Origin of the sequence: Kribbella sp. NPDC023972, assembly GCF_040639075.1 — a bacterium.
Taxonomy (GTDB): Bacteria; Actinomycetota; Actinomycetes; order Propionibacteriales; family Kribbellaceae; genus Kribbella.
In genome coordinates, this window is sequence record NZ_JBEZZH010000001.1 from 834141 (window position 1) to 854796 (window position 20656).

A 20656-nucleotide genomic window follows, 5' to 3' on the forward strand; every position below is an offset into this window, starting at 1 on the left:
ACAGCAGTTACGCGGACAGTAGCCGGGACAATACGACAAGCAACTGCCCTCCGGGAGCCCTGAGACCAGGATCCGGATGCTCCATCGCTCCCCGCAGCCATACTGTTACCCCGCTCGCGGGAAGTGTCACCCTCCTCGAGCAAGAGTGACACCTTCAGTACCGTCGTCATAGCTCCTCTCTCATGCTCGATCCTGTCGAATCGGGCAGCGCACACCATGCCATACACCGCGGACACCCTTCGAATATCCGTGCGAACAACATGGTAAAGAACGCATCAACTGATCACGCATAGTAACCGATCTTCACGTCCAGCCTGTGGAAACTCTCCCGTGGCGAGGGGTCAAAAACGCCCCGGGCGGGCATAGGGTCGCAGTAACCCTGCTACCCCTGGAGGACCGGGATGGAAACACGCCGACTGGGCAGACTCGGGCACGAGAGCTCGGTGCTGATCTACGGTGCCGCGTCGCTCGGCGGGGTCGACCAGGATCGGGCCGACGCCTCGATCCAGGAGGCCCTCGATGCCGGCATCAACCACTTCGACGTCGCCGCCGACTACGGCGACGCGGAACTGCGGCTCGGTCCGCGGATGCCCGAGATCCGCGACCGGATCTTCCTCGCGACCAAGACCGGACGGCGCACTTACGAGGAGGCCTGGTCCGAAATCAACCGGTCGCTCGAGCGGCTGCAGACCGACCACGTGGACCTGATCCAGATGCATGCGGTCTGTGATCTGGAGAACCTCGATCTCGTCACCGGCAAGGGCGGTTCGCTCGAAGCGGCCATTCGGGCCAAGGAAGAAGGACTGGTCCGGGCGATCGGTATCACCGGGCACACCGCGCAGGCGCCGGCCGTGCACACCGAGAGTCTGCGCCGGTTCGACTTCGACAGTGTGCTGACACCGCTGAACTACCGGTTGTCGACGGATCCGCAGTACGCCGCCGACTACGCCGCCCTGGTGGACGCGGTGAAGGCGTCCGACGCCGCGCTGATGACGATCAAGATGATTGCCCGGCGCAACTGGAGAGAGGGCGAGGAGAAGACGTACGACACCTGGTACCGGCCGTTCGACGAGCAGCGGTACATCACCGCCGCGACCGCCTGGCTGCTGAACGGGCACCCGGAGATCACCGGCCTGGCCACGGCTGGCGAGATCCGGCTGCTGCGCCAGATGGTGGTCGCGGAGCGCGAGCGGGCCGACCTCTCCCCGGAGGCCGCCGCCTCGATCCTCGACGAGGTGCAGGACTACTCGTCACCCTTCGTGGACATGCCTTTCTGACCTCGACGTGTGCCAGGTCACACTCGGCTTACCGCATTCCGGTCACGGTCAAGCGCTTGTACGCCGTACCCGCGAGGCGACCGGGAACACCTGCGCGCGGCCTGATGTTGTAAAGGCTGTATTCGTCTAACTTCGGAGGTCGCAGTGGCAACGGTCGAGCTGTCCCAGGAGAACTTCAACGAGGTCGTCAGCGGTGACGGTCTCGTGCTGGTGGACTTCTGGGCGGAGTGGTGCGGCCCGTGCAAGATGTTCGGACCGGTGTTCGAGAAGTCGTCCGAGCAGCACACGGACATCACCTTCGGCAAGGTCGACACCGAGGCGCAGGTGGAGCTCGCGCAGGCGTTCCAGATCCGGTCGATCCCGACCCTGATGGCGGTCCGTGACGGCGTCGTCCTCTACTCCCAGCCCGGCGCGCTTCCCGCCGCCGCCCTGGAAGACCTGATCGGCCAGCTGCGCGCGGTCGACATGGACGAGGTCCGCGCCCAGATCGCAGCCCACGAAGCCGAACACGGCGCCGAGCCGCACACGCACTGATCCAACCGCAGAAGCCCCGGACCGGTCGCGGTCTGGGGCTTCGTCATGTCGCCGGGGATCGATCGGAGCGGGCCCTGGGCAGGAGAACTTGGCCAGGGCCCGCTTCGGGCTGACCGGTGCGGCGGAGGTGAGCCACTGAGGCGCAGGGCGGTGAGGCAGTGCCGCCCGAAGGGTCACCTGTAGCGCCGCTCGAGGTGTGGTCAGCGCGGGTGGAGGGACCACGTCGTTGGGGTCCCTCCCGATGGTGTCAGCGGAGTGGGTTGAACGGAGCCAGCTCCCTCGGGGTGCGGCCGGTGGTGATGGTCTCGGCCAGCAGCTGTCCGGTGATCGGGCCGAGGGTGATACCCCACATGCCGTGACCACCGGCGGCGAAGACGCGCGGTGACGCGGTCGCGCCGATCAGCGGGAGACCGTCCGGGGTGCAGGGGCGCGGTCCGACCCACTCGAAGGTCCGGGCGTTCAGGTCGGCGTCCCGCAGGAGCGGCCGGGCCGCCTCGACGATCGCGTCGATCCGGCGCGGGTCGAGGTTCGCGTCCGGCTTGCGGAACTCCATCATCCCGGCGACCCGCAGCCGGTCGCCGAGCGGCGTACACGCGATCCGCTGCGCCGGGAAATACACCGGGCCGGCCGGCACGTGCGCCATCGGGACGCTGAAGCTGTAACCACGTCCTGCCTGCACGACGGTGCGTACGCCGAACTGCCGGGCCAGATCGCCCAGCCAGGCGCCGGTCGCCATCACCACGGCGTCGAACGGGTAGGTCTCACCGTCGCCGGTGACAAGGCGTACGCCGCGGATCTCGTCGACGATGTCCTTGACCACGACACCGCTGATGATCTGCCCGCCGCGAGCGATCACCGAGTCCGCGAGCATCTTCACGTAGTCGCCCGGGTTGATGAACCGCTGCCCGTGCAGCCGGATCGCGGCCCCGATCTCATCCGACAGCGAGGGCTCGATCTCGCGGGCGTCGTCACCGCTGATCGGCTCGAACTCGATGCCTTGGCCGGCCGCGTGGATGTGCTCGATCTCCTCGAGCAGCACGCTGCGCTCGGCCTCGGTCCGGTACGCGGCCAGGAACGACTTGGCCTCGTACGTCTGTGCCTCGACGCCGGCCTTGGCCAGAAAATCAAACGCGGGCAATGCCTGGCGGTTGATCGGGACCAGCGCCTCCATCGCGGTCCTCCAGCGTCCGGCGGTGCTGTTGCGAGCGAAGCGGGTGAGGAACTTGAGGAGCCGCGGGCTCGCGGTCGGTGGAACGTACACCGGTGAGGAGGGGCTCAGCACCGCACGGACGCCGTACTTGAGGACGGCCGGTTCCGGCAGCGGGGTGGCCAGGCCGGGCGTCAGCCAGCCCGCGTTGCCCCAGGAGGCACCGGCGGCGACGCCTTCGCGATCGAGCACGGTGACCTCGACGCCGGCCTCCTGGAGGAACCAGGCAGTGGCGAGGCCGACCATGCCCGCGCCGACGACGGCGACGCGGTCGGGAACGATGTGGGTGGAACCAGCAGCGACCATGTATCGATGGTGCGTCCCCGGCGAACCACTGTCATGGTGCGATCACACCACAGAAGAGACAAGTGACTGTGCTCAGCGCACAATAACCTCATGATCACCGCGCCTGACCTGATCGTCGCCGTCGGACCTGCGCTGTTCGAGGTGGTGGTGACCGGCAAGGGTGACGGAGAGGTCCGTGACGTCTTCCTGGCCGATCCACAGGAGCCTGCGACCGGTCAGCCCGGCGACCTGGTCCTGGGGCTCGGCCTGCGTGACGCAGAGGACGCAGTCGAGCTGGTAGAGCGCTGCGCCGCCGGCAACGCCTCAGGGGTTGTTCTGCGTACGACGCTCGCACACGAACCCACCGTGGTCGCGGCAGCCGAGCGGTGGCTGCTCACCCTTGTCGCATTGCAGCCAAGCGTCACGTGGGCCCATGTGGTCTGGCTGCTGCGCGGTGTCATCGACAGGGCCGCCGCACCCGACTCCCCCGCGGCAGGAGACGCCGGCGTGCACCAGGAGCTGTTCGCACTCGCAGATGCGGCCGCCGCGATCGTGGACGCTCCAGTCACCATCGAAGACAACCAGTCACGCGTGCTGGCGTACTCCTCCGGCCAGGACTTCACCGACCCCACCCGCGTGTCCACCATCGTCGGTCGTCGCGTGCCGGCCGAGGTCATCGCGCACTTCCGGGCTCGTGGCATCTTCCGTCGGTTGGCCCGGTCCAGTGAGCCGTTCCTGGTGCCTGACGGCCCCAACGGCATCCGCCCGCGTCTCGTCGTACCTGTCCGTGCAGGGGGTGAGTGGCTGGGGTCCATCTGGGCTGTGGTGGACGGACCGGTCAGTGACGAGGTGACAGCTGAGCTGAGCAATGCTGCGTCGGTGCTGGCACTGCATCTGCTCCGGCTGCGCGCTCAGGCGGACGTCGCGCGACGGAGTGCCATCGACAGGTTGCGGACGATCCTCCGCCAGTTCTCTCCCGACAATCCGATCGACGTACGGCTACCACCTCAGCCCTGGCGGGTTGTCGCACTCGGCACGCCCGAGGGGTACGACGTACCGCAGCAGCTCGACCTGTGGGAGTCGACCGGTCGTCGGCACGGGTGGAGCGAGCCGCAACTCGCGGATCTCGACGGCACGGTGCTGGCGGTGGTCACTGACGCGGACGGCCCCGGCTCGTGGAACTGGTTGCGCAAGCTGGTCACCGAGCAGGCCAAGACCGCTCCTGGCACGATCGCTGCCGCAGGCGGCCCGGCGCGCGGTCCTGCCGATCTTCCGAGCTCACGCGCCCAGGCGGTCGAACTGCTGGGCCTGGTACGACGAGGTGCCGCAGCCGGACCGGCATTACCCGTGGAGGCGGCCTGGCACGTGCTGACCGTTCACCGGGCAGTCACCTCATTGGACATCACCAAGCTGGACGGACCGCTCGCGACACTGCTGCGGCACGACATCGAGCACGACACCGGGTATGTCGAAACGCTGCAGGCGTGGCTGGAGCACCCGGGTCAGCCGCAGCGCGCGGCGCGCGAGCTTCACCTACACACCAACACCCTGCGGCACCGGATGAAGCGAATCGGCGAGATCGCGGCGCTGGATCTGTCCAATCCGCGCGAACGGCTCGCGTTGCAACTGCAGATCGCGGCGGTGCGGACCGAGCACTGAGATGTACGCCACAAGCCTCCGTAACAAGGCTTCATATTCCGGCAACTGTTGGGCAACATCCGACTGATTAAGTCTTCCTCAGGAACACCGAGGAACACCCCAGGGACTGTCCCAGCTTTTCACCAGGAAGCTGGGGCACCGTTCCAGCCTTTCACCAGGAGGCTGGACCGGCCGGTCCGAGCTTTTCACCAGGAAGCTCGGGTCACTCGTGGGCCCGGCGGTTGTCTGAGCGATCGCCGGGCCCCAGAGAAACCTTGCTCACGACAACCGGTTGACGATCGTCGCGTAGACGCCGGGAAGCCGCACGGCGGCCGGCACGATGCGGGGAGCGAGCAACGACGTGTTGCGGGCCCAGAGCAACGAACCGGTGAGCAGGCGGCACTCCCAGGAGACTCGGCGCCAGGCCGCCTCGTAGTCTTCCGGCCGATCCTGCTCCACGCAGCGGACCAACTCGGCGGACGTGCGCAGCGCGACCGCGATGCCTTCGCCGGTCAACGCGTCGACGTAGCCGGCCGCGTCGCCGACCAGCATCACCCGCCCGGCCACCCGCGCCCGCACTCGCTGGCGGAGTGGTCCGGCCCCCATCACGGCGTTCGCCGGGCAGGCGCCCTGGAGGCGGCGCTGCAGGGCTGGGAAGGCGTTGAGGTGAGAGTCGAAGCTTCCGCGGGCCGAGGTGAGGATGGCGACGCCGACCAGGTCGTCGGCGACCGGTGTCACGTAAGCCTCCCCCAGCCCGGACCAGTAGACCTCCACGAGGTCTGTCCAAGGAGATACCGAGAAGTGCTGGCGCAACCCACGACGAACGGCTCCTGCGGCGCCGGGTGTGGGGGCGAGGCCGAGTTGGCGGCGGATCGGTGAGTGGAGGCCGTCGGCGGCGGCCAGGTAGCGGGCTGTGTAGCCGGCGGCGGTGACCGAGGTGGTGTTCTGCGTGATCGGGCCGACGCGACCGTCGACAATCGGCACGCCCAACGAGGTCAGGTGGTCGACCAAGGCCTGGTGGAGGGTGGTGCGCCGTACGCCGAGACCGGGCCCGGCGGTGAACCGGGCGTCGACCTGGTGGTTTGCGTCGAGGTATCTGATTCCGTAGAACGGGCGGCCGGTCAGCTCCACGCCCAACCGGCCCAAGTACTGGACCGCGCTGTGCGCGACGCCCTCGCCGCAAGCCTTGTCGATGGGCGCCGAGCGGGGCTCCACGACCACGACCGACAAGCCGGCGAGCGCCGCACGGATGGCTGTCGCGGCACCAGCGGGACCGCAACCTGCGACCAGAAGGTCGATCACTTGGCCAACGCAGAGGTCAAGGCGGCTTCTTCCACACGAATGCGAATCGCGAGCAACGGAATGTTGAGCACAGTGAAGACCAGGGCAGTCACCCACGCCGTGTGGACCAGCGGCAACGCGATGCCCTCGGCAACGACCGCGACGTAGTTCGGGTGACGCAGCCACCGATACGGCCCACGCGCAACCAGCCGCAGCCCTGGTACGACGATCACCCGCGTGTTCCACTGCCGCCCGAGCACCGTGATGCACCACCACCGCAACCCCTGCGACAGCAGCACCACCGCGAACATCGTCCACCCGAGCCACGGCACGAACGGCCGATGAACCGCCTCCACCAGACACCCGGCCAGCAGCCCCGTGTGCAGCACCACCATGAACGGGTAATGCCCGCGCCCGGACTCCACGCCACCCTGCGCGAAACTCCACTTGGCGTTCCGCAGCGACACCACCAGCTCGGCGACCCGCTCGAACCCGACCAGCACCACGAGCACCGCGTACCAGATCATCGCCACTCCAGCAGTACCAGCTCGGAGCAGAATCCCGGGCCCATCGCCAGCAGCAGTCCCATCCCGACAGGATCCTGCCGCAACGTCTCACTCAGCACGTGCAACACCGACGACGACGACAAGTTGCCGACCGCATCGAGCGACTGCCAGGTCAGGTTCAGTGCCCCGGGCCGCAGGTCGAGCGTCTCCGCGACCGCCTCCAGGACCTTCGGTCCACCCGGATGACTCACCCAGGTCCCGATGTCCGGCACGGTCAGTCCGTACGACGACAGAAACCCCCGCACGTCATCACCGAGATACGTCCGGACCACGTCCGGCACGTCCGCCCCGAGCACGATCCGGAACCCACCCGAACCGACGTCCCACCCCATCACCCGCTCGGACTCCGGATACAGCCGGCTCCGCGTCGCCACCACCGACGGCCCTGACGCCGCCGGATGCTCCGACCCGGTCATCACCACCGCCGCCGCGCCGTCCCCGAACAACGCACCGCCGACGAGATTCGGCAACGACGAGTCGTCCCGCTGCAGCGTCAACGAGCACAGCTCGACGGACAGCAGTACGGCGACATGCGTCGGCCAGGCCTGCAAGTAGTCGTGCACCCGAGCGATCCCCGCCGCCCCGCCGACACATCCCAGCCCGAACAGCGGCAGCCGCTTGACGTCGTCCCGCAACCCGAGCCGCAACGCGACCCGCGCGTCGATCGAAGGCGCCGCCACCCCGGTCACGGTGGTGAACATCAGCAGGTCGACGTCGTCCAGCGTCAGCCCGGCATCCTTCACCGCGCCCGCCACCGCTTCGGCGCCCAGGTCCACCGCCGTTGCGATCCACGCGTCGTTCGCCTCGCCGAAGTCCTTCAGTACGGCGTACTGCTCCAACGGCAACGCCAGATGCCGAAACGACACGCCCGCGTTGGCGTGCAGCCGCCGGAGCAACGCCGTTCCACTGCCGTCGGGCAGGCAGATCGACGCGAACGCGTCGGTGAGGTCGGACTGCGGATAGCGGTACGGCGGCAACGCGGGCCGGACCGCTGCGATCCGCGTCATCGTGGCATCGTTACTTCGGTGAGCCCAGCCGTCACGACCGTGCGAGGCCTCGCGCTCGCTTGCCATCCCGGACCGACGGTCGCCGTCACCGCACTCACCACGGCCGTGGCGTGGTCGGCCGGGCGCAGTCCGGCCGGGTGTCTCCTGGTCGCAGCAACGATCCTCACCGGCCACCTCTCGATCGGCTGGAGCAATGACGCGATAGACGCCGCCCGCGACACCATTGTGAACCGGCAGGACAAGCCGGTGGTACGTGGACTGGTGAGTCGCCGCACGCTGATCGTGGCCGCCGCGGTCATGCTGGTCGTCACCATCCCGGTCTCCCTCGCCAACGGGATCGCCGCCGGCTTGATGCATCTGCTCTTCGTCGCCTGCGCCTGGGCGTACAACCTCGGCCTCAAGTCGACGGCCGTGTCCTGGCTCCCGTACGCCGTCGCGTTCGGGGCGCTGCCCTCCTTCGTCACCCTCGGCACGACGCACACCTGGGCGCCCTGGTGGGCCACCGCCGCCACCGCCCTGCTCGGAGTCGGTGCCCACCTGGCAAACGTCGTACCCGATCTGGCCGACGATCTCGCCACCGGTGTCCGGGGCTGGCCGCAACGACTCGGCCGCGCGGCCCGGCTGCTCGCCCCGGTCCCGTTGGCCGCGGCCACGCTCCTGCTCGTCGTCGCCCCGCCCGGGCCGGTCGGTGTGGTCGGCTGGGTGACCCTCGGCGCGGTCGCCGTACTGCTCGCCGTCATCGTGACGTGGAAGAACGCCCCTTTCCTGGTCACCATCGCGGTCGCAGCCGTCAGCGTCGCGGCGCTCGTCCTCCGCGGCGACGCGTTAGTGCCGTAGCTCCTGGAGTTTTGTCTTCACGCCTTCCTTGAGCACGCCCCAGCGGTCCTCGTCACCGCGCCACAGCGACTTGGCCGTCTTCTGGATCTGATCCCAGCTCGCGTGCGGCGGAATCGGCGGTACGTCGGGATCGCAGTGCACGTCGAGCAGGGTCGGCCGGTCCGCGGCCAGCGCGGTGCCCCAAGCGGAGGCCAGTTCGGCTCCGGAGCGAACCGTCATCGCCGCCAGCCCCACGGATCGCGCGAAGGCCGCGTAGTCCACGGACGGCAGCGTCTGCGAGTCCGGGAACTTCGGCGCACCCTGCAGCGACCGCATCTCCCAGGTCACCTGGTTGAGGTCGTTGTTGTGCAGTACGGCGATCACCAGCCGTGGATCGCTCCACTCCTGCCAGTACCGCTTGATCGTGATCAGCTCGGCCAGCCCGTTCATCTGCATCGCGCCGTCACCGGAGAACGCGACCACCGGTTTCCCCGGGTGCCCGACCTTCGCGCCGATCGCGTACGGCACCGCGGAGCCCATCGTCGCCAGCGTCCCGGACAACGACCCGTGGGTGGTGTCGTTGAACCGCAACTGCCGCGCGTACCAGTCGGCCGCCGAGCCGGAGTCCGCGACCACGATGCAGTCGTCCGGCAGCCGCTCGGAGAACTCGGAGAACAGCCGCTGGGGGTTCACCGGGTCCGCCTCGACCTGCGCGGCCGCCGCCATCACCTCCCACCAGCGCTGGACGTTCTCCTCGATCCCAGCGCGCCAGGACCGGTCCTCTTTCTGCACCAGGTACGGCGTGAGCTCACGCAACGTGGCCCCGGCGTCGCCGACCAGGTTCACCTCGTACGGGTACCGCATCCCGATCATGGTCGGATCCGCGTCGATCTGCACAGCCCGCGCCTGACCGAACTCCGGCAGGAACTGCGAGTACGGGAAACTCGACCCGACCGTCAGCAGCGTGTCGCAGCCCTGCATCAGCTCCCAGCTCGGCCGCGTCCCGAGCAATCCGATCGAGCCGGTCACGTACGGCAGGTAATCACTCAGCACGTCCTTGCCGAGCAGCGCCTTCGCGACGCCCGCGTTCAGCAGGTCCGCGACCACCTCGAGCTCACGCCGCGCACCCCGCGCACCCTGGCCGACCAGGATCGCGACCTTCTCACCACTGTTCAGAATGTTGGCCGCCCGCTGCAGAGCCTCCTCGTCCGGCACCTCCACCGCGGCCGCGAACCCCAGGCTCGACGGCACCATCTTGAACGCGTGCGGAGGCGGCGAGTACTCCAGCTCCTGTACGTCGGACGGCACGATGATCGCGGTCGGCGCCGACCGGGCCAACGCGGTCCGGATCGCCCGGTCCAGCACGTTCGGCAACTGCTCGGGCACGTTGACGGTCTCGACGTACTCGCTCGCGACGTCCTTGAACAGGGAGTGCAGGTCCACCTCCTGCTGGTACGAGCCGCCCATCGCGGACCGGCTCGTCTGGCCCACGATGGCGACCACCGGGACGTGGTCGAGCTTGGCGTCGTACAGGCCGTTCAGGAGGTGGATCGCGCCGGGACCGGAGGTCGCCATGCAGACGCCGACCCGGCCGGTGAACTTGGCGTAGCCGACCGCCTGGAAGGCGCTCATCTCCTCGTGCCGCGACTGGACGAAGTGCGGGCCCTCGTCAGTCTGCGTCCAGGCGGCCAGGATGCCGTTGATGCCGTCGCCCGGGTATCCGAAGACGGTGTCCACCTGCCAGGCCCGGAGCCGCTCGAGCAGGTAGTCGCCGACCGTTGCCATGATTCAACCTCCGAGAATGGGTTTCTCCTCGGGTGCCCCTCGATCAGGTCTTCATGCGGCGTCAGGCTTGAGCGGGGCGTTGCTCCCGAGGATGGCCGCGGTCAAGGCTTCGGCGGGCTCCTTGGCAGCGCGGGGATTGGTGATCAGGACCAGGTCGATGGCCGGCAGCTCCGGGAGGCCGGCGCTGGGTGGCGGCTCGACCAGGTCGGCCGGCATCAGGGAGCGGGCGAAGATCGCGATGCCGAGCCCGGCCCGGACTGCCGCGAGTACGCCGTTCACGCCGCGGACGATGCAGGTGATCCGGCAGGACCGGCCCGCCTGTTCCAACGTTTGGACACCGAGCGACCGGCTCAGGCTGGGCGCCTGGTACGCGACCAGCGGCACCGGGCCGTCGGGCGCGATCCGGGTCCCGTTGATCCCGGCCCAGACCAACGGGTCCCGGCGGACCAGCCGGCCGTTCGGCTCGTAGCCGGTGCCGACGCTGTGCTTCACGTAGGCCAGGTCGAGGTGGCCGGACTCCACCCGGCGGAGCAAATTGGGGCTCTGGGCAACCGTAAGCTCGAGGTCGATCCGTGGATACAGCTGCCGGAAGTCGCGCAGGATCCGTGGCAGTGGCGTGAGGGCCAGGTCGTCGGTGACGCCGAAGCGCAGCCGGCCGCGCAACTCCGAGCCGGTGAAGTAACCCGCGGCCTCCTCGTGCGCGGCCAGGATGGTCCGGGCGAACCCGGCCATCGCCTCGCCGTCCGCGGTGAGCGTCACCGTCCGGGTGTCGCGCAGGAACAGCGGTCGCCCGACCGCCGCCTCGAGTTTGCGGACGTGTTGGCTGACGGTCGGCTGCCGGATACCCAGCCGCTCGGCCGCCTGGGTGAAGCTCAGGGATTGGGCCACCGCGAGGAACGTGCGCAGCTGGTCCGGGTCGTACATCGATTCCCCTCTCATAGCGCGACGCAATAAGACTAATAGGAGTAATTCGGTGTCAGAATCCAGTACCGAACTGTGAGGATGGGACTGTCCTCCCCTGACCAGTCCACTCGCGTAGGGAACGCTCTTGACCTCCCGGGCCACCGGTACTGTCCCATCCGTCCCCGACTTCCACACCCACAACAGCAAGACCTCGTCCGAACTCCGCGCAGCCCAGCGGCGCCCCGGCTTCCGGGACACCTTCAGCGCGCTGCAGGTCCGCAACTTCCGCCTCCTGGTCAGCGGTCTGCTGGTCAGCTCGACCGGCGGCTGGATCCAGCGCATCGCCCAGGACTGGCTGGTGCTCACCATCACCGGCAGCGCCACCGCGGTCGGTATCACCACCGCGCTGCAGTTCCTCCCCACCCTCCTGCTGGGCCTTTACGGCGGAGTGATCGCGGACCGCTTCCCGAAGCGGAAGGTCCTGCTGGTCACGCAGTCGATGATGGGCACCGGCGCCGCCATTCTCGCCGTCCTGGCCTTCACCGGTCAGGTGCAGGTCTGGCAGGTGTACGCGCTGGCCCTGTTCCTCGGTCTCGCGACCGCCGTCGACAACCCGACCCGGCAGTCCTTCGTCACCGAACTGGTCGGCAAGGATCGGATCCGGAACGCGATCAGCATGGTCTCGTCGACGTTCCAGCTGGGCAGCCTGATCGGCCCGGCGCTCGGCGGCGTCCTGCTCGGCGCCCTCGGCACCGGCTGGGCGTTCGCGCTGAACGCAGTCACGTTCTTCGCGTCGATCTCCGCGCTGCTGATGATGCGCGAGCACGAGATGCCCGGCCTGCAGGCGGCCCGCCGGGCGAGTGCCGGGATGCGGATCCGCGACGGACTGAAGGACGGGGTGCGGTACGCCCTCGATGAGCCGGCCGTCCGCTGGGCGATCGCGCTGGTCGGGATCTACGGCATGTTCGCGATCAGCCTGCCGGTGACGCTGACCGCGTTCGCCGACCGCGTCTTCCACACCGGCGCGACCGGGTACGGCGTACTGAACTCGGTGGTGGCCGTGGGTGCGCTGACCGGCGCGCTGCTGTCCGCGCGCCGGGTCCGGACGCCTCGGCTGCGGAACCTCGTCGGGATCGCCGCGCTGCTGGCGGTCACCCAGATCCTGGCCGCGATCCAGCCGTCGTTGTGGACCTTCATCCCCCTGCTGTCCGCGCTCGGTATGGCGACGCTGATGTTCCTCACCGCGGCGCAGTCGATGGTCCAGCTGACCACCCCCGACGGGCTGCGCGGGCGGGTGTCCGGGATCTACAACCTGGTGTTCATCGGTGGCGGTGCGATCGGCGGACCGCTGGTCGGCTTCCTCGCCCAGACCTGGGGCGCACGCAGCAGCCTGCTGCTCTCCGGCCTGATCCCGGCCGTCGCGACGATTGCCATCGCGCTCCGGCTCCGCCGCGACGGCCGGTTCCGGCTGGTCCTGATCCGCACCCGGTCCCCGTGGCACCAGCCGCCGGTCCGGGTCAACCTCGAGCAGACATCGATCCAGCTGTCGGCTCCCACCAGCCGTCCCGCGGCACGTACGTCGCGACCCTTCGTGCTCGGCCGTCGTCAGCACCAGCGCACCGATCCGCACACCCGCCCGGTCCGCCCCCGCCGCCGCCCCCAACACCACTGACTCACCGCTCTGGACGCTCACCTTGAGAACCCACCAACCATTTCTTGGCTCGTCACTTGGTTGGTGGCTTCTCAAGGTAGAGCAGACTCGAATACTTGACGCGGTAAATTAAGCGACCCTAGGCTCGGCCGGGTCCGCTCTCTCCTCCCCCGGAGGATCATCATCGTGTTCAACTCGCGCCTCCCAGGACGCCGTACCACCGCCGCCGTGATCGCAGCCGTCGCCCTGGTGTCGACGGCCGCGGCGATCGCACCGGCCGATGCGGCCCAGCCAACAGCGATCCAGCCAGGCCCCAAACCGATGCCGGCCGAGCCCGACTCCACCTTCCAGGGCATTCCCGACCTGACGCAGTCGGCCAAGGTGCCGGCGGCGTACCCGCAGGTCGCGGCCAAGCCGTACATGGGCTGGAGCAGCTGGAGCCTGCAGTCCACCAACTACCCGGGTGTGAACCCGGACGGCCCCGGCAGCTTCATCAGCGAGAAGAACATCCTCACCCAGGCCCAGGCGATGGCCACCAAGCTCAAGCCGTACGGCTACGAGTACATCAACATCGACGCCGGCTGGCAGCTCGGCGGCGACGAGTACGGCCGCCCGGTCGCGAACCCGAAGCGGTTCCCGCGGGGGATGAAGGCAGTCGGCGACGACCTCCACAAGCTCGGCCTGAAGTTCGGCATCTACACCGTGGTCGGTCTCGGCTTCGATGTCTACCGCGACGGCAACACGCCGATCTACAACGCGCCGGGCTGCTTCACCCGCGACATCGTCTACCCGGACCTGCGCACCACGAACGGCTGGGACCAGGCCTACAAGATCAACTACGAGAGCCCGTGCGCACAGAAGTACGCCGACTCGATCGCGAACCTGTTCGCCGGCTGGGGCGTTGACTTCATCAAGATGGACGGTGTCGGCCCGGGTTCCTGGAAGGGCGCTCCGGACGATCCGAACCACAACAACACCGAGGATGTCGAGGCGTGGTGGCGCGCGGTGCAGAACTCCGGCCGCCCGATGATGTACACGCTGTCGTGGTCGCTCAGCCACCGGTACGCCGACGTCTGGAAGCAGAACTCGAACGGCTGGCGGATCGACACCGACGTGGAGTGCTACTGCGACACCATCGTCCGCTGGGACGGCTCGGTGAAGCAGCGCTGGTGGGACCTGCCGCAGTGGATCGACGACGCCGGCCCGGGCCACTGGAACAACCTGGACGCGGTCAACGTCGGCGTGGGTGCGATGGACGGCCTGAACGAGGCCGAGCGGCAGAGCTACATGACGTTCTGGGCGATCAACGCCGCACCGCTGTTCGTCGGTGACGACATGACCAAGCTCGACGCGTACGGCCTGAAGCTGCTGACCAACCGCGAGGTCATCGCGATCAACCAGTCCGGCAACCCGGCCCGCCCGCTGAACCAGGACCAGCTGCAGCAGGTCTGGTACGCCAAGAACGCCGACGGCAGTGTCACGGTCGGCCTGTTCAACCTGGCCGAGACCCCCGCCACGGTGACGGGGAACTTCGACCAGCTCGGCATCACCGGTACGGCGACCGTCCGCGACATCTGGGCGGACCAGAACACCAGGAACGTCAGCGGCCAGGTCAGCGCGGCGCTGCCGGCGCACGGCTCGAAGCTCTACAAGATCATGCCGAACGCGAAGGCGACGCCGAGCAAGCCGGCCGACCTCACCGCGACCGACGTCAGCCGTACGACGGTCAGCCTCGACTGGCAGCCGAGCACCGGTGCCTCGTCGTACAAGATGTATGCCAATGGCAAGCAGGTGGCGACCAGCTCGAGCACGAACGTGGTGGTGACCGGGCTGCTGCCGCAGACGCAGTACACCTTCACCGTGAAGGGTGTTGCCAACGGACGTACGTCGGAGGCCAGCGCGCCGATCACCATGTTCACCTCGAAATCGGGTGGACCGGTGAGGTACGAGGCCGAGGCGCCGACCAGCACGCTGACCGGGAACGCGAGCATCTCCGGCTGCACCCTGTGCTCGGGTGGCGCGAAGATTGGCAACATCGGCGGTGACGCCACAGTGACGCTGAACAACATCACCGTGCCAACCACCGGGACTTACCTGGTGAAGATCGCCTACACCGACGGCGACACCAGCCGGCAGAGCATGCTCACCGTCAACGACGCCGACACCTACTGGGTCAACTACCACGGCCTCGGCGACAACGACTGGGGTACGCCGCAGGTCACCTACCTGCCGATGAAGCTCCAGGCCGGAGCCAACTCGATCAAGGTGCACAACCCGACCGGCTACATCGCCGACATCGACTGGATCACCGTCTGATCCTGAAAGAAACCCCCGAGTGGGGCCGGCCTTCCCTGGGGCCGGCCCCACGCCTTTACTGGATCCATGAGCGCCTATCCCGAACCTCTGGTCCCTGCCGGCTCCACCGCGCCGGTCCCCCGGCGGATCCGCGCGACGCTGGGCAATCGCGTCGTACTGGACACGACGGATGCGATCTACCTGTGGGAGTTCCCGCCGTACCCGCAGTACTACGTCCCGGTCGCCGACGTGGCGGACGGCGTACTGACCGACACGGGTGAGACCAAGGCGTTCGAGCACGGGGTCGCGCGGGTGCACACCGCGGGGTCGGGCAAGGGGTGGGTGTACGACGACGGGGTCGCCAAGGATCGGGTTCGGTTCCAGTGGGAGGCCCTGGACCGCTGGTTCGAGGAGGACGAGGAGGTGTTCGTCCATCCACGCAATCCGTATGCGCGATGCGACGCGATCCGGTCCGGCCGGCACGTCAAGGTCGAGGTGAACGGCAAGGTCCTGGCCGCATCCCGATCGGCCGTCATCGTCTTCGAGACCGGCCTGCCGCCGCGCTACTACTTCCCGTGGCCCGAGGTGAACTTCGACAACCTCACGCCGAGCGACAGCCGGACCGCCTGTCCCTACAAGGGCCGCACCACGGCGTACTGGTCCGTCGGCGGCCGGGACGTCGCCTGGTCGTACGACTTCCCGACCGCAGCCTTGCTGCCGGTGGCCGGACTCGTCGCCTTCTTCGACGAGCGAGTCGACATCACGCTGGACGGCGTACCCCAGGAACGCCCGGTCACTCCGTTCTCGGACTGAGACGTCACTCCGCCCGGTAGCCCTGCCATCCTGCGGTGCTCGCGAACTCGAATCTGTAGTCGGTGCCGTCCTTCACGTTGGAGGCGACGACCTTCCAGCCCTTGCCGCCGGCGGGGATCCAGGTCCAGCGATCCTGGCAACCGCTGCGTCGGAAGCAGACCGTGACGTTCGCGCCGGTCTCCATCCACATGGCCGACTGGACGTTGATATCGCGGCAGTTGCTCGTCGTCCGGAACCACGAGATCCCCTGTGGCACAAGCGTCGTACCGGACTTCTTCTCGAAGAACTTCTTGCTGTCGTAGCAGCCCGCGGCACTCGCCTGGCTGGCGGCGATACCACCGATCGTGACCGTGGCGGCCGTCAGCAGGCCGGTGGCGAGCGCGATCCGGCCGGCCGGCTCGCCGATCCCGAACATCAGATCGCCGACGTCACGCCGCCGTCCATGGTGATGATCGCGCCGGTGACGTAGCTGGCCAGTGGGGAGGCGAGGAAGACGGCGACATTCGCGACCTCGGCGGGTTCGCCGGCGCGGCCCATCGGGATCTCGGCGACCATCTCCGCCAGCAGCTCGTCCTTCGGGCGGCCGCTGGCCCGGACCGCGGCCTCGAGTCCTTCGTCGACCCGGGCGGTGCGGGTCATCCCGGGGTTGATCACGTTGACCCGGACGCCTTGGCCGGCGTACGCCTTGGCGTAGCCGACCGACGCCAGCATCAGCGCCGCGTTGGCCGCGCCGCCGCCGATGTGCAACGGGTTCGCCGCGCGGCCGCCCTGGCCGACAACGTTCACCACCGCGCCGCTGCCGCGCTCGGCCATCCCGCGGATGACCGCCTCGGTCGCGTGCATGTAGGTGAAGTACTTCGCCTCCATCGCCGCATGCAGCGCCACGCTGTCGAGCTCGTCGACCGGGGTACGGCGGGCCGCTCCCGCGCAGTTGATCAGGATGTCCGGTACGCCGATCCGCCCGAACGCGGCCTTCGTCGCGTCGGCGTCGGTGAGGTCGACCGCCAGGACGTCGTAGCTCAAACCCTTGCCCGCCAGCTGCTCCTGCGCCTTGGCGAGATTCCCGGCATCCCGGGAGATCCCGATCACCTTCGCCCCCTCCCGGGCGAGCGCCTCCACACAGGCCAGCCCGATCCCCTTGCTGGCTCCGGTGACAACCGCGGTCCGACCGGACAGTTGCAGATCCACGTCACTCCTCAGCACTCGGCGCGTCGTACTCCGCTCGAGTCTAGGCGACCTGATCGATGCCCTGAGCAATCGTCAGCTGTCGGGATCACGGGCCTTCGGCAACGAATTGGAATTGTCGCTGTTGTGAGCTTGAACAGCCCAGTACGATGAGTGACCAGATCGACACTCTTTGTTTCGACGCCTGATGCCGAGAGCACCCGACGCCGGAGGGACCCGTGCCGACCATGTCAACTTCCCATTCCCCGCCCGCTTCCAACGGTGGTCCTGCGCCTGAACGCAGGACCTGGAAGCTGGTCCTTCACCATGACCTACCGGCCTCGCTGGTGGTCTTCCTGATCGCAGTACCACTCTCCCTGGGGATCGCCGCCGCGTCCGGTGCCCCGCTGATCGCCGGTCTGGTGGCCGCGGTGGTCGGCGGTGTGGTCGCCGGCGCGCTCGGCGGCTCGACGTTGCAGGTCAGCGGTCCCGCCGCCGGCCTCACCGTTGTCGTCGCCGGCCTCGTCAGCCAGTTCGGCTGGGCCGCGACCGCCGGCATCACCTGCGCCGCCGGCCTCTTGCAGATCCTGCTGGGCGTCACCCGGATCGGGCGGCTCGCCCTGTCTCTTTCTCCCGCTGTGGTGCACGGCATGCTCGCCGGGATCGGCGTCACGATCGCCGCCCAGCAGTTGCACGTGGTGCTCGGCGGGCAGGCGCAGAGTTCATTGATCGCCAACCTGGCGGAGCTGCCCGGCCAGCTTGTTGCCCATCACCCCCATTCGGTGCTGGCCGGCGTACTTACCGTCGTCATCTTGCTGGTGTGGCCCAGACTGCCCACCCTCAAGGCGATTCCGGCGCCGCTGGTGGCCGTGGTCGCGGTGACCGCGTTGGCCGCCGTGTTCATGGCCGACGTCAGCCGGGTCGACCTGCCGGATCAGCCGCTGCAGGAGTTGATCCTGCCCGCGATGCCCGACGGCACCCCGATGGAGATCGTCACCGCGGTGCTGACCGTCGCCTTGGTGGCGAGTGTGGAGTCACTCCTCTCGGCCGTTGCCGTGGACAAGCTTCATCGCGGCAAGCGGAGCAACCTCGACCGTGAACTGATCGGCCAGGGCGCGGCGAACGCGGTGTCCGGCGCCCTAGGTGGCATGCCGGTGACCGGCGTGATCGTGCGCAGCTCCACCAACGTCGCGGCGGGTGCCCGGACCCGCGCCTCGGCGATCATGCACGGCATCTGGATCGCGGTGTTCGTCCTCGCCGCGGGCTCGATGCTCGAACTCATCCCGATGGCCGCGCTGGCCGGCGTACTGCTCGTCACCGGGTTGCGCCTGGTCCAGCTGGCCCACATCCGCACCCTGCACCGGCACGACGAGTTGCTCGTGTACGTCGTGACAGCCGCCGGCGTCGCAGTACTCGGACTGGCCGAAGGTGTCCTGATCGGCTTGGTGCTCGCCCTCGCCCGCGTGCTCTATCGGTTGACCCGGGCAACTGTCACCGCGACCGAGCAGGACGGGCTGTGGACCGTGCGGATCCGCGGCACGCTGGTCTTCCTCGGCGTCGCGTCGCTGGTCCGGACGTTGCGGACGATCCCGGTCGGTACGCGGGTCCGGGTCGAGCTGGAGGTCGACCACCTCGACCACGCCGCCTACGAGGCGATCGAGGACTGGCGGCGTGGTCACCTCGCGCGCGGTGGCTCGGTCGAGCTGAACCGGGCCGCGTTCCGGGCCGCGCTGCGCACCGACCCGGCCCGGCGGCTGCTGCCCTGGCAACGCCAGGTGATCCCCGAGCCGGACCGGCGCGTCTCGATGCTGGAGGGGATCCGCGAGTTCGAGGCGTCGGCCGAGCTGATCCGGCCGATGCTGGCGAAACTGGCGGCCGACGGGCAGAGCCCGGCGCATCTGTTCATCACCTGCGCGGACTCGCGGATCGTGCCGAACATGATCACCACGAGTGGTCCGGGCGACCAGTTCTGCGTGCGCAACATCGGCAACCTGGTGCCGCCGAAGGGATCGAACAGCGACTCGGTCGACGCCGCGATCGAGTACGCCGTCGAGGTCCTGGGGGTGAAGTCGATCGTGGTCTGCGGTCACTCGCACTGTGGCGCCGCCGCGGCCGCCCTGGAGGCGAACGTCCCGGCCGGCTCCGGCCTGCAGAACTGGTTGCGCCACCTGGAGCCGTCGGTACGTCGTGCCGTCGGCCTGCCGGACATCGTCGACCCGGCGACCGGCGTGAAACTGTCGCCGGCCGACAAACTGTCCGTCGCGAACGTCGGCGTACAGCTGGCGAACCTGCGCAGTTTCGCCTGCGTCCGCACGGCCGAGGCCGAAGGACGGCTCGAGCTGATCGGGCTGTGGTTCGACATCGGGGCGGCCGCGGCCCGGCTGGTCCTGGACCGCGAGCCCTACCTGGTCCGCGCCGGCGAGGAACTCGCCACCGCGGGCACCTTGTCCAAACGCTGATCGAGTTCGGCGGGTGCGCTCCTCGGGCGGCGCACCCGCCGGGCGTCGAAGACCGACAGCAACGGCAGCGCCAACGCGATCGCCACCAGACCGTCGAGCCAGTAGTGGTTGGCCGTCATCACGACGACGGCGAAGGTGAGCACCGGGTGCGCGATCCACAGCCAGCGCCAGCGCGAGCGTGTCGCGCGGATCAGGAACACCGCGACCATGAACGACCAGCCGACGTGCAGACTCGGCATCGCCGCGAACTGATTCGCCACCCCCGAGTCCGTCGTCGGGCCGTAGACGGACTGCCCGAGCAGTACGCCGGTGTCCACCCAGCCCGGCATCATCCGCGGCGGCGCCAGCGGGAAGAACATGTGCCCGATCAACGCCAGCCCGGTCAGTGAGACGAGCGCCCAGCGGGCTTTGCCATATTCGGCCGGCCTTCGGATCATCAACCACAACAGGACCGCGGCTGTCAGCGGGAAGTGCACACTCGCGTAGAAGACGTTGGCAGCCTCGGCCAGCCCAGGGATGCGCAGCGCCTGCTCCTGCACAGTCGCCTCACTCGGCAGCCCGAGCCAGGCCTCCCAGCGGATGAGCTCGTCGGCGTGGTCGTACGCGGAACCGGCATGCGCCGCGGACAGAAAGCGGCCCAGGTTGTAGACCCCGAACAGAACCGCCAGCAGGGCGATCTCCCGAACGATCCGCCGTCCGCCGCCGCGCGGTTTCACGACCACCGGAAGTGACGACTGCTCCACCCGCTCCAGCGTCATCTGCGCCATGCCGACCCCCATCAAACCGAACGCTCGTTCTTTGAACTCTCAGGGTGCTCCCGCGGTCCGCGGAAAATCAAGAACGGTCGTTCGTTTTGCACTGTGATCCCGACCCGCATCAGTCCGCCCTTTCAAATTATCGCAACTTGCTTATAGTTGCGAAAAATATGAACCAGCTCACACGTTGCCGGAAATCCAGTGGCGGTGAGCCGGTCCC

Annotated in this window: 17 protein-coding genes; 8 read left to right on the top strand and 9 right to left on the bottom strand. The window is 68.4% G+C overall.

All coding sequences use genetic code 11. The annotated features are described in order from the left end of the window. The first annotated feature begins 401 nt into the window (after window positions 1–401). Window positions 402–1277: an aldo/keto reductase gene (locus tag AB0F43_RS03730; RefSeq protein ID WP_360470150.1), complete on the top strand. Its 876-nt coding sequence runs from the start codon at window positions 402–404 to the stop codon at window positions 1275–1277. Between the two features lie 144 nt (window positions 1278–1421). Next, on the top strand, window positions 1422–1811 hold the full coding sequence (trxA, locus tag AB0F43_RS03735; RefSeq protein ID WP_360470152.1) for a thioredoxin: 390 nt from the start codon (window positions 1422–1424) through the stop codon (window positions 1809–1811). Window positions 1812–2058: 247 nt separating this feature from the next. On the opposite strand, the gene AB0F43_RS03740 is transcribed toward trxA, so the two are convergent. Further along, window positions 2059–3324, bottom strand: coding sequence for an FAD-dependent oxidoreductase (locus AB0F43_RS03740; RefSeq protein WP_360470154.1), 1266 nt, complete (start codon window positions 3322–3324; stop codon window positions 2059–2061). Window positions 3325–3414: 90 nt separating this feature from the next. Here AB0F43_RS03740 and AB0F43_RS03745 point away from each other — a divergent pair, with 90 nt between their 5' ends. Then, a complete protein-coding gene (locus AB0F43_RS03745; RefSeq protein ID WP_360470157.1) occupies window positions 3415–4962 on the top strand; it encodes a helix-turn-helix domain-containing protein in 1548 nt (515 codons plus the stop codon). Between the two features lie 258 nt (window positions 4963–5220). Here AB0F43_RS03745 and AB0F43_RS03750 read toward each other — a convergent pair whose 3' ends face one another. From AB0F43_RS03750 to AB0F43_RS03760, 3 genes are read right to left on the bottom strand one after another with little or no spacing between them, the layout of a single operon-like run. After that, entirely contained in the window at window positions 5221–6243 is a 1023-nt protein-coding gene (locus tag AB0F43_RS03750) for an NAD(P)/FAD-dependent oxidoreductase (protein WP_360470160.1), read from the bottom strand. Further along, entirely contained in the window at window positions 6240–6749 is a 510-nt protein-coding gene (locus AB0F43_RS03755; RefSeq protein WP_360470162.1) for an isoprenylcysteine carboxyl methyltransferase family protein, read from the bottom strand. The genes AB0F43_RS03750 and AB0F43_RS03755 overlap by 4 nt, the downstream gene beginning before the upstream one ends. After that, window positions 6746–7795, bottom strand: coding sequence for a 3-oxoacyl-[acyl-carrier-protein] synthase III C-terminal domain-containing protein (locus AB0F43_RS03760; RefSeq protein ID WP_360470164.1), 1050 nt, complete (start codon window positions 7793–7795; stop codon window positions 6746–6748). Before AB0F43_RS03760 ends, AB0F43_RS03755 begins: the two co-directional genes overlap by 4 nt. A gap of 18 nt (window positions 7796–7813) precedes the next feature. Here AB0F43_RS03760 and AB0F43_RS03765 point away from each other — a divergent pair, with 18 nt between their 5' ends. Continuing rightward, window positions 7814–8632, top strand: coding sequence for a UbiA family prenyltransferase (locus AB0F43_RS03765; RefSeq protein ID WP_360470167.1), 819 nt, complete (start codon window positions 7814–7816; stop codon window positions 8630–8632). Here AB0F43_RS03765 and AB0F43_RS03770 read toward each other — a convergent pair. Together AB0F43_RS03770 and AB0F43_RS03775 are read right to left on the bottom strand one after the other, a co-directional pair. Beyond that, complete coding sequence (locus AB0F43_RS03770) at window positions 8621–10396, bottom strand: thiamine pyrophosphate-requiring protein (protein ID WP_360470169.1); 1776 nt, start codon at window positions 10394–10396, stop codon at window positions 8621–8623. The two genes, AB0F43_RS03765 and AB0F43_RS03770, sit on opposite strands and share 12 nt — an antisense overlap. Before the next feature lie 51 nt (window positions 10397–10447). Further along, the gene (locus AB0F43_RS03775; protein WP_360470172.1) at window positions 10448–11335 is read right to left on the bottom strand and encodes a LysR substrate-binding domain-containing protein; all 888 of its coding nucleotides are present in this window, start codon (window positions 11333–11335) and stop codon (window positions 10448–10450) included. Window positions 11336–11444: 109 nt separating this feature from the next. Between AB0F43_RS03775 and AB0F43_RS03780 the strand changes: the two genes are divergently transcribed. The 3 genes from AB0F43_RS03780 to AB0F43_RS03790 all read left to right on the top strand — a co-directional run bounded on the left by AB0F43_RS03780 (window position 11445) and on the right by AB0F43_RS03790 (window position 16058). Next, complete coding sequence (locus tag AB0F43_RS03780) at window positions 11445–12971, top strand: MFS transporter (RefSeq protein ID WP_360470175.1); 1527 nt, start codon at window positions 11445–11447, stop codon at window positions 12969–12971. A 165-nt stretch (window positions 12972–13136) separates the two neighbouring features. After that, on the top strand, window positions 13137–15266 hold the full coding sequence (locus AB0F43_RS03785) for a CBM35 domain-containing protein (RefSeq protein ID WP_360470178.1): 2130 nt from the start codon (window positions 13137–13139) through the stop codon (window positions 15264–15266). 66 nt (window positions 15267–15332) lie between these two features. After that, complete coding sequence (locus AB0F43_RS03790) at window positions 15333–16058, top strand: DUF427 domain-containing protein (RefSeq protein ID WP_360470180.1); 726 nt, start codon at window positions 15333–15335, stop codon at window positions 16056–16058. Between the two features lie 4 nt (window positions 16059–16062). On the opposite strand, the gene AB0F43_RS03795 is transcribed toward AB0F43_RS03790, so the two are convergent. Together AB0F43_RS03795 and AB0F43_RS03800 are read right to left on the bottom strand one after the other, a co-directional pair. Then, window positions 16063–16473, bottom strand: a complete 411-nt coding sequence (locus AB0F43_RS03795) for a hypothetical protein (RefSeq protein WP_360470182.1) — start codon at window positions 16471–16473, stop codon at window positions 16063–16065. Further along, complete coding sequence (locus AB0F43_RS03800) at window positions 16473–17246, bottom strand: SDR family oxidoreductase (RefSeq protein ID WP_360470185.1); 774 nt, start codon at window positions 17244–17246, stop codon at window positions 16473–16475. Before AB0F43_RS03800 ends, AB0F43_RS03795 begins: the two co-directional genes overlap by 1 nt. Before the next feature lie 224 nt (window positions 17247–17470). On the opposite strand from AB0F43_RS03800, the gene AB0F43_RS03805 reads away from it, so the two are divergent. Continuing rightward, window positions 17471–19681, top strand: a complete 2211-nt coding sequence (locus AB0F43_RS03805; RefSeq protein ID WP_360470188.1) for a SulP family inorganic anion transporter — start codon at window positions 17471–17473, stop codon at window positions 19679–19681. Here AB0F43_RS03805 and AB0F43_RS03810 read toward each other — a convergent pair. Further along, a complete protein-coding gene (locus AB0F43_RS03810; RefSeq protein WP_360470190.1) occupies window positions 19624–20448 on the bottom strand; it encodes a phosphatase PAP2 family protein in 825 nt (274 codons plus the stop codon). The genes AB0F43_RS03805 and AB0F43_RS03810 overlap by 58 nt on opposite strands. Window positions 20449–20656: the final 208 nt, after the last annotated feature.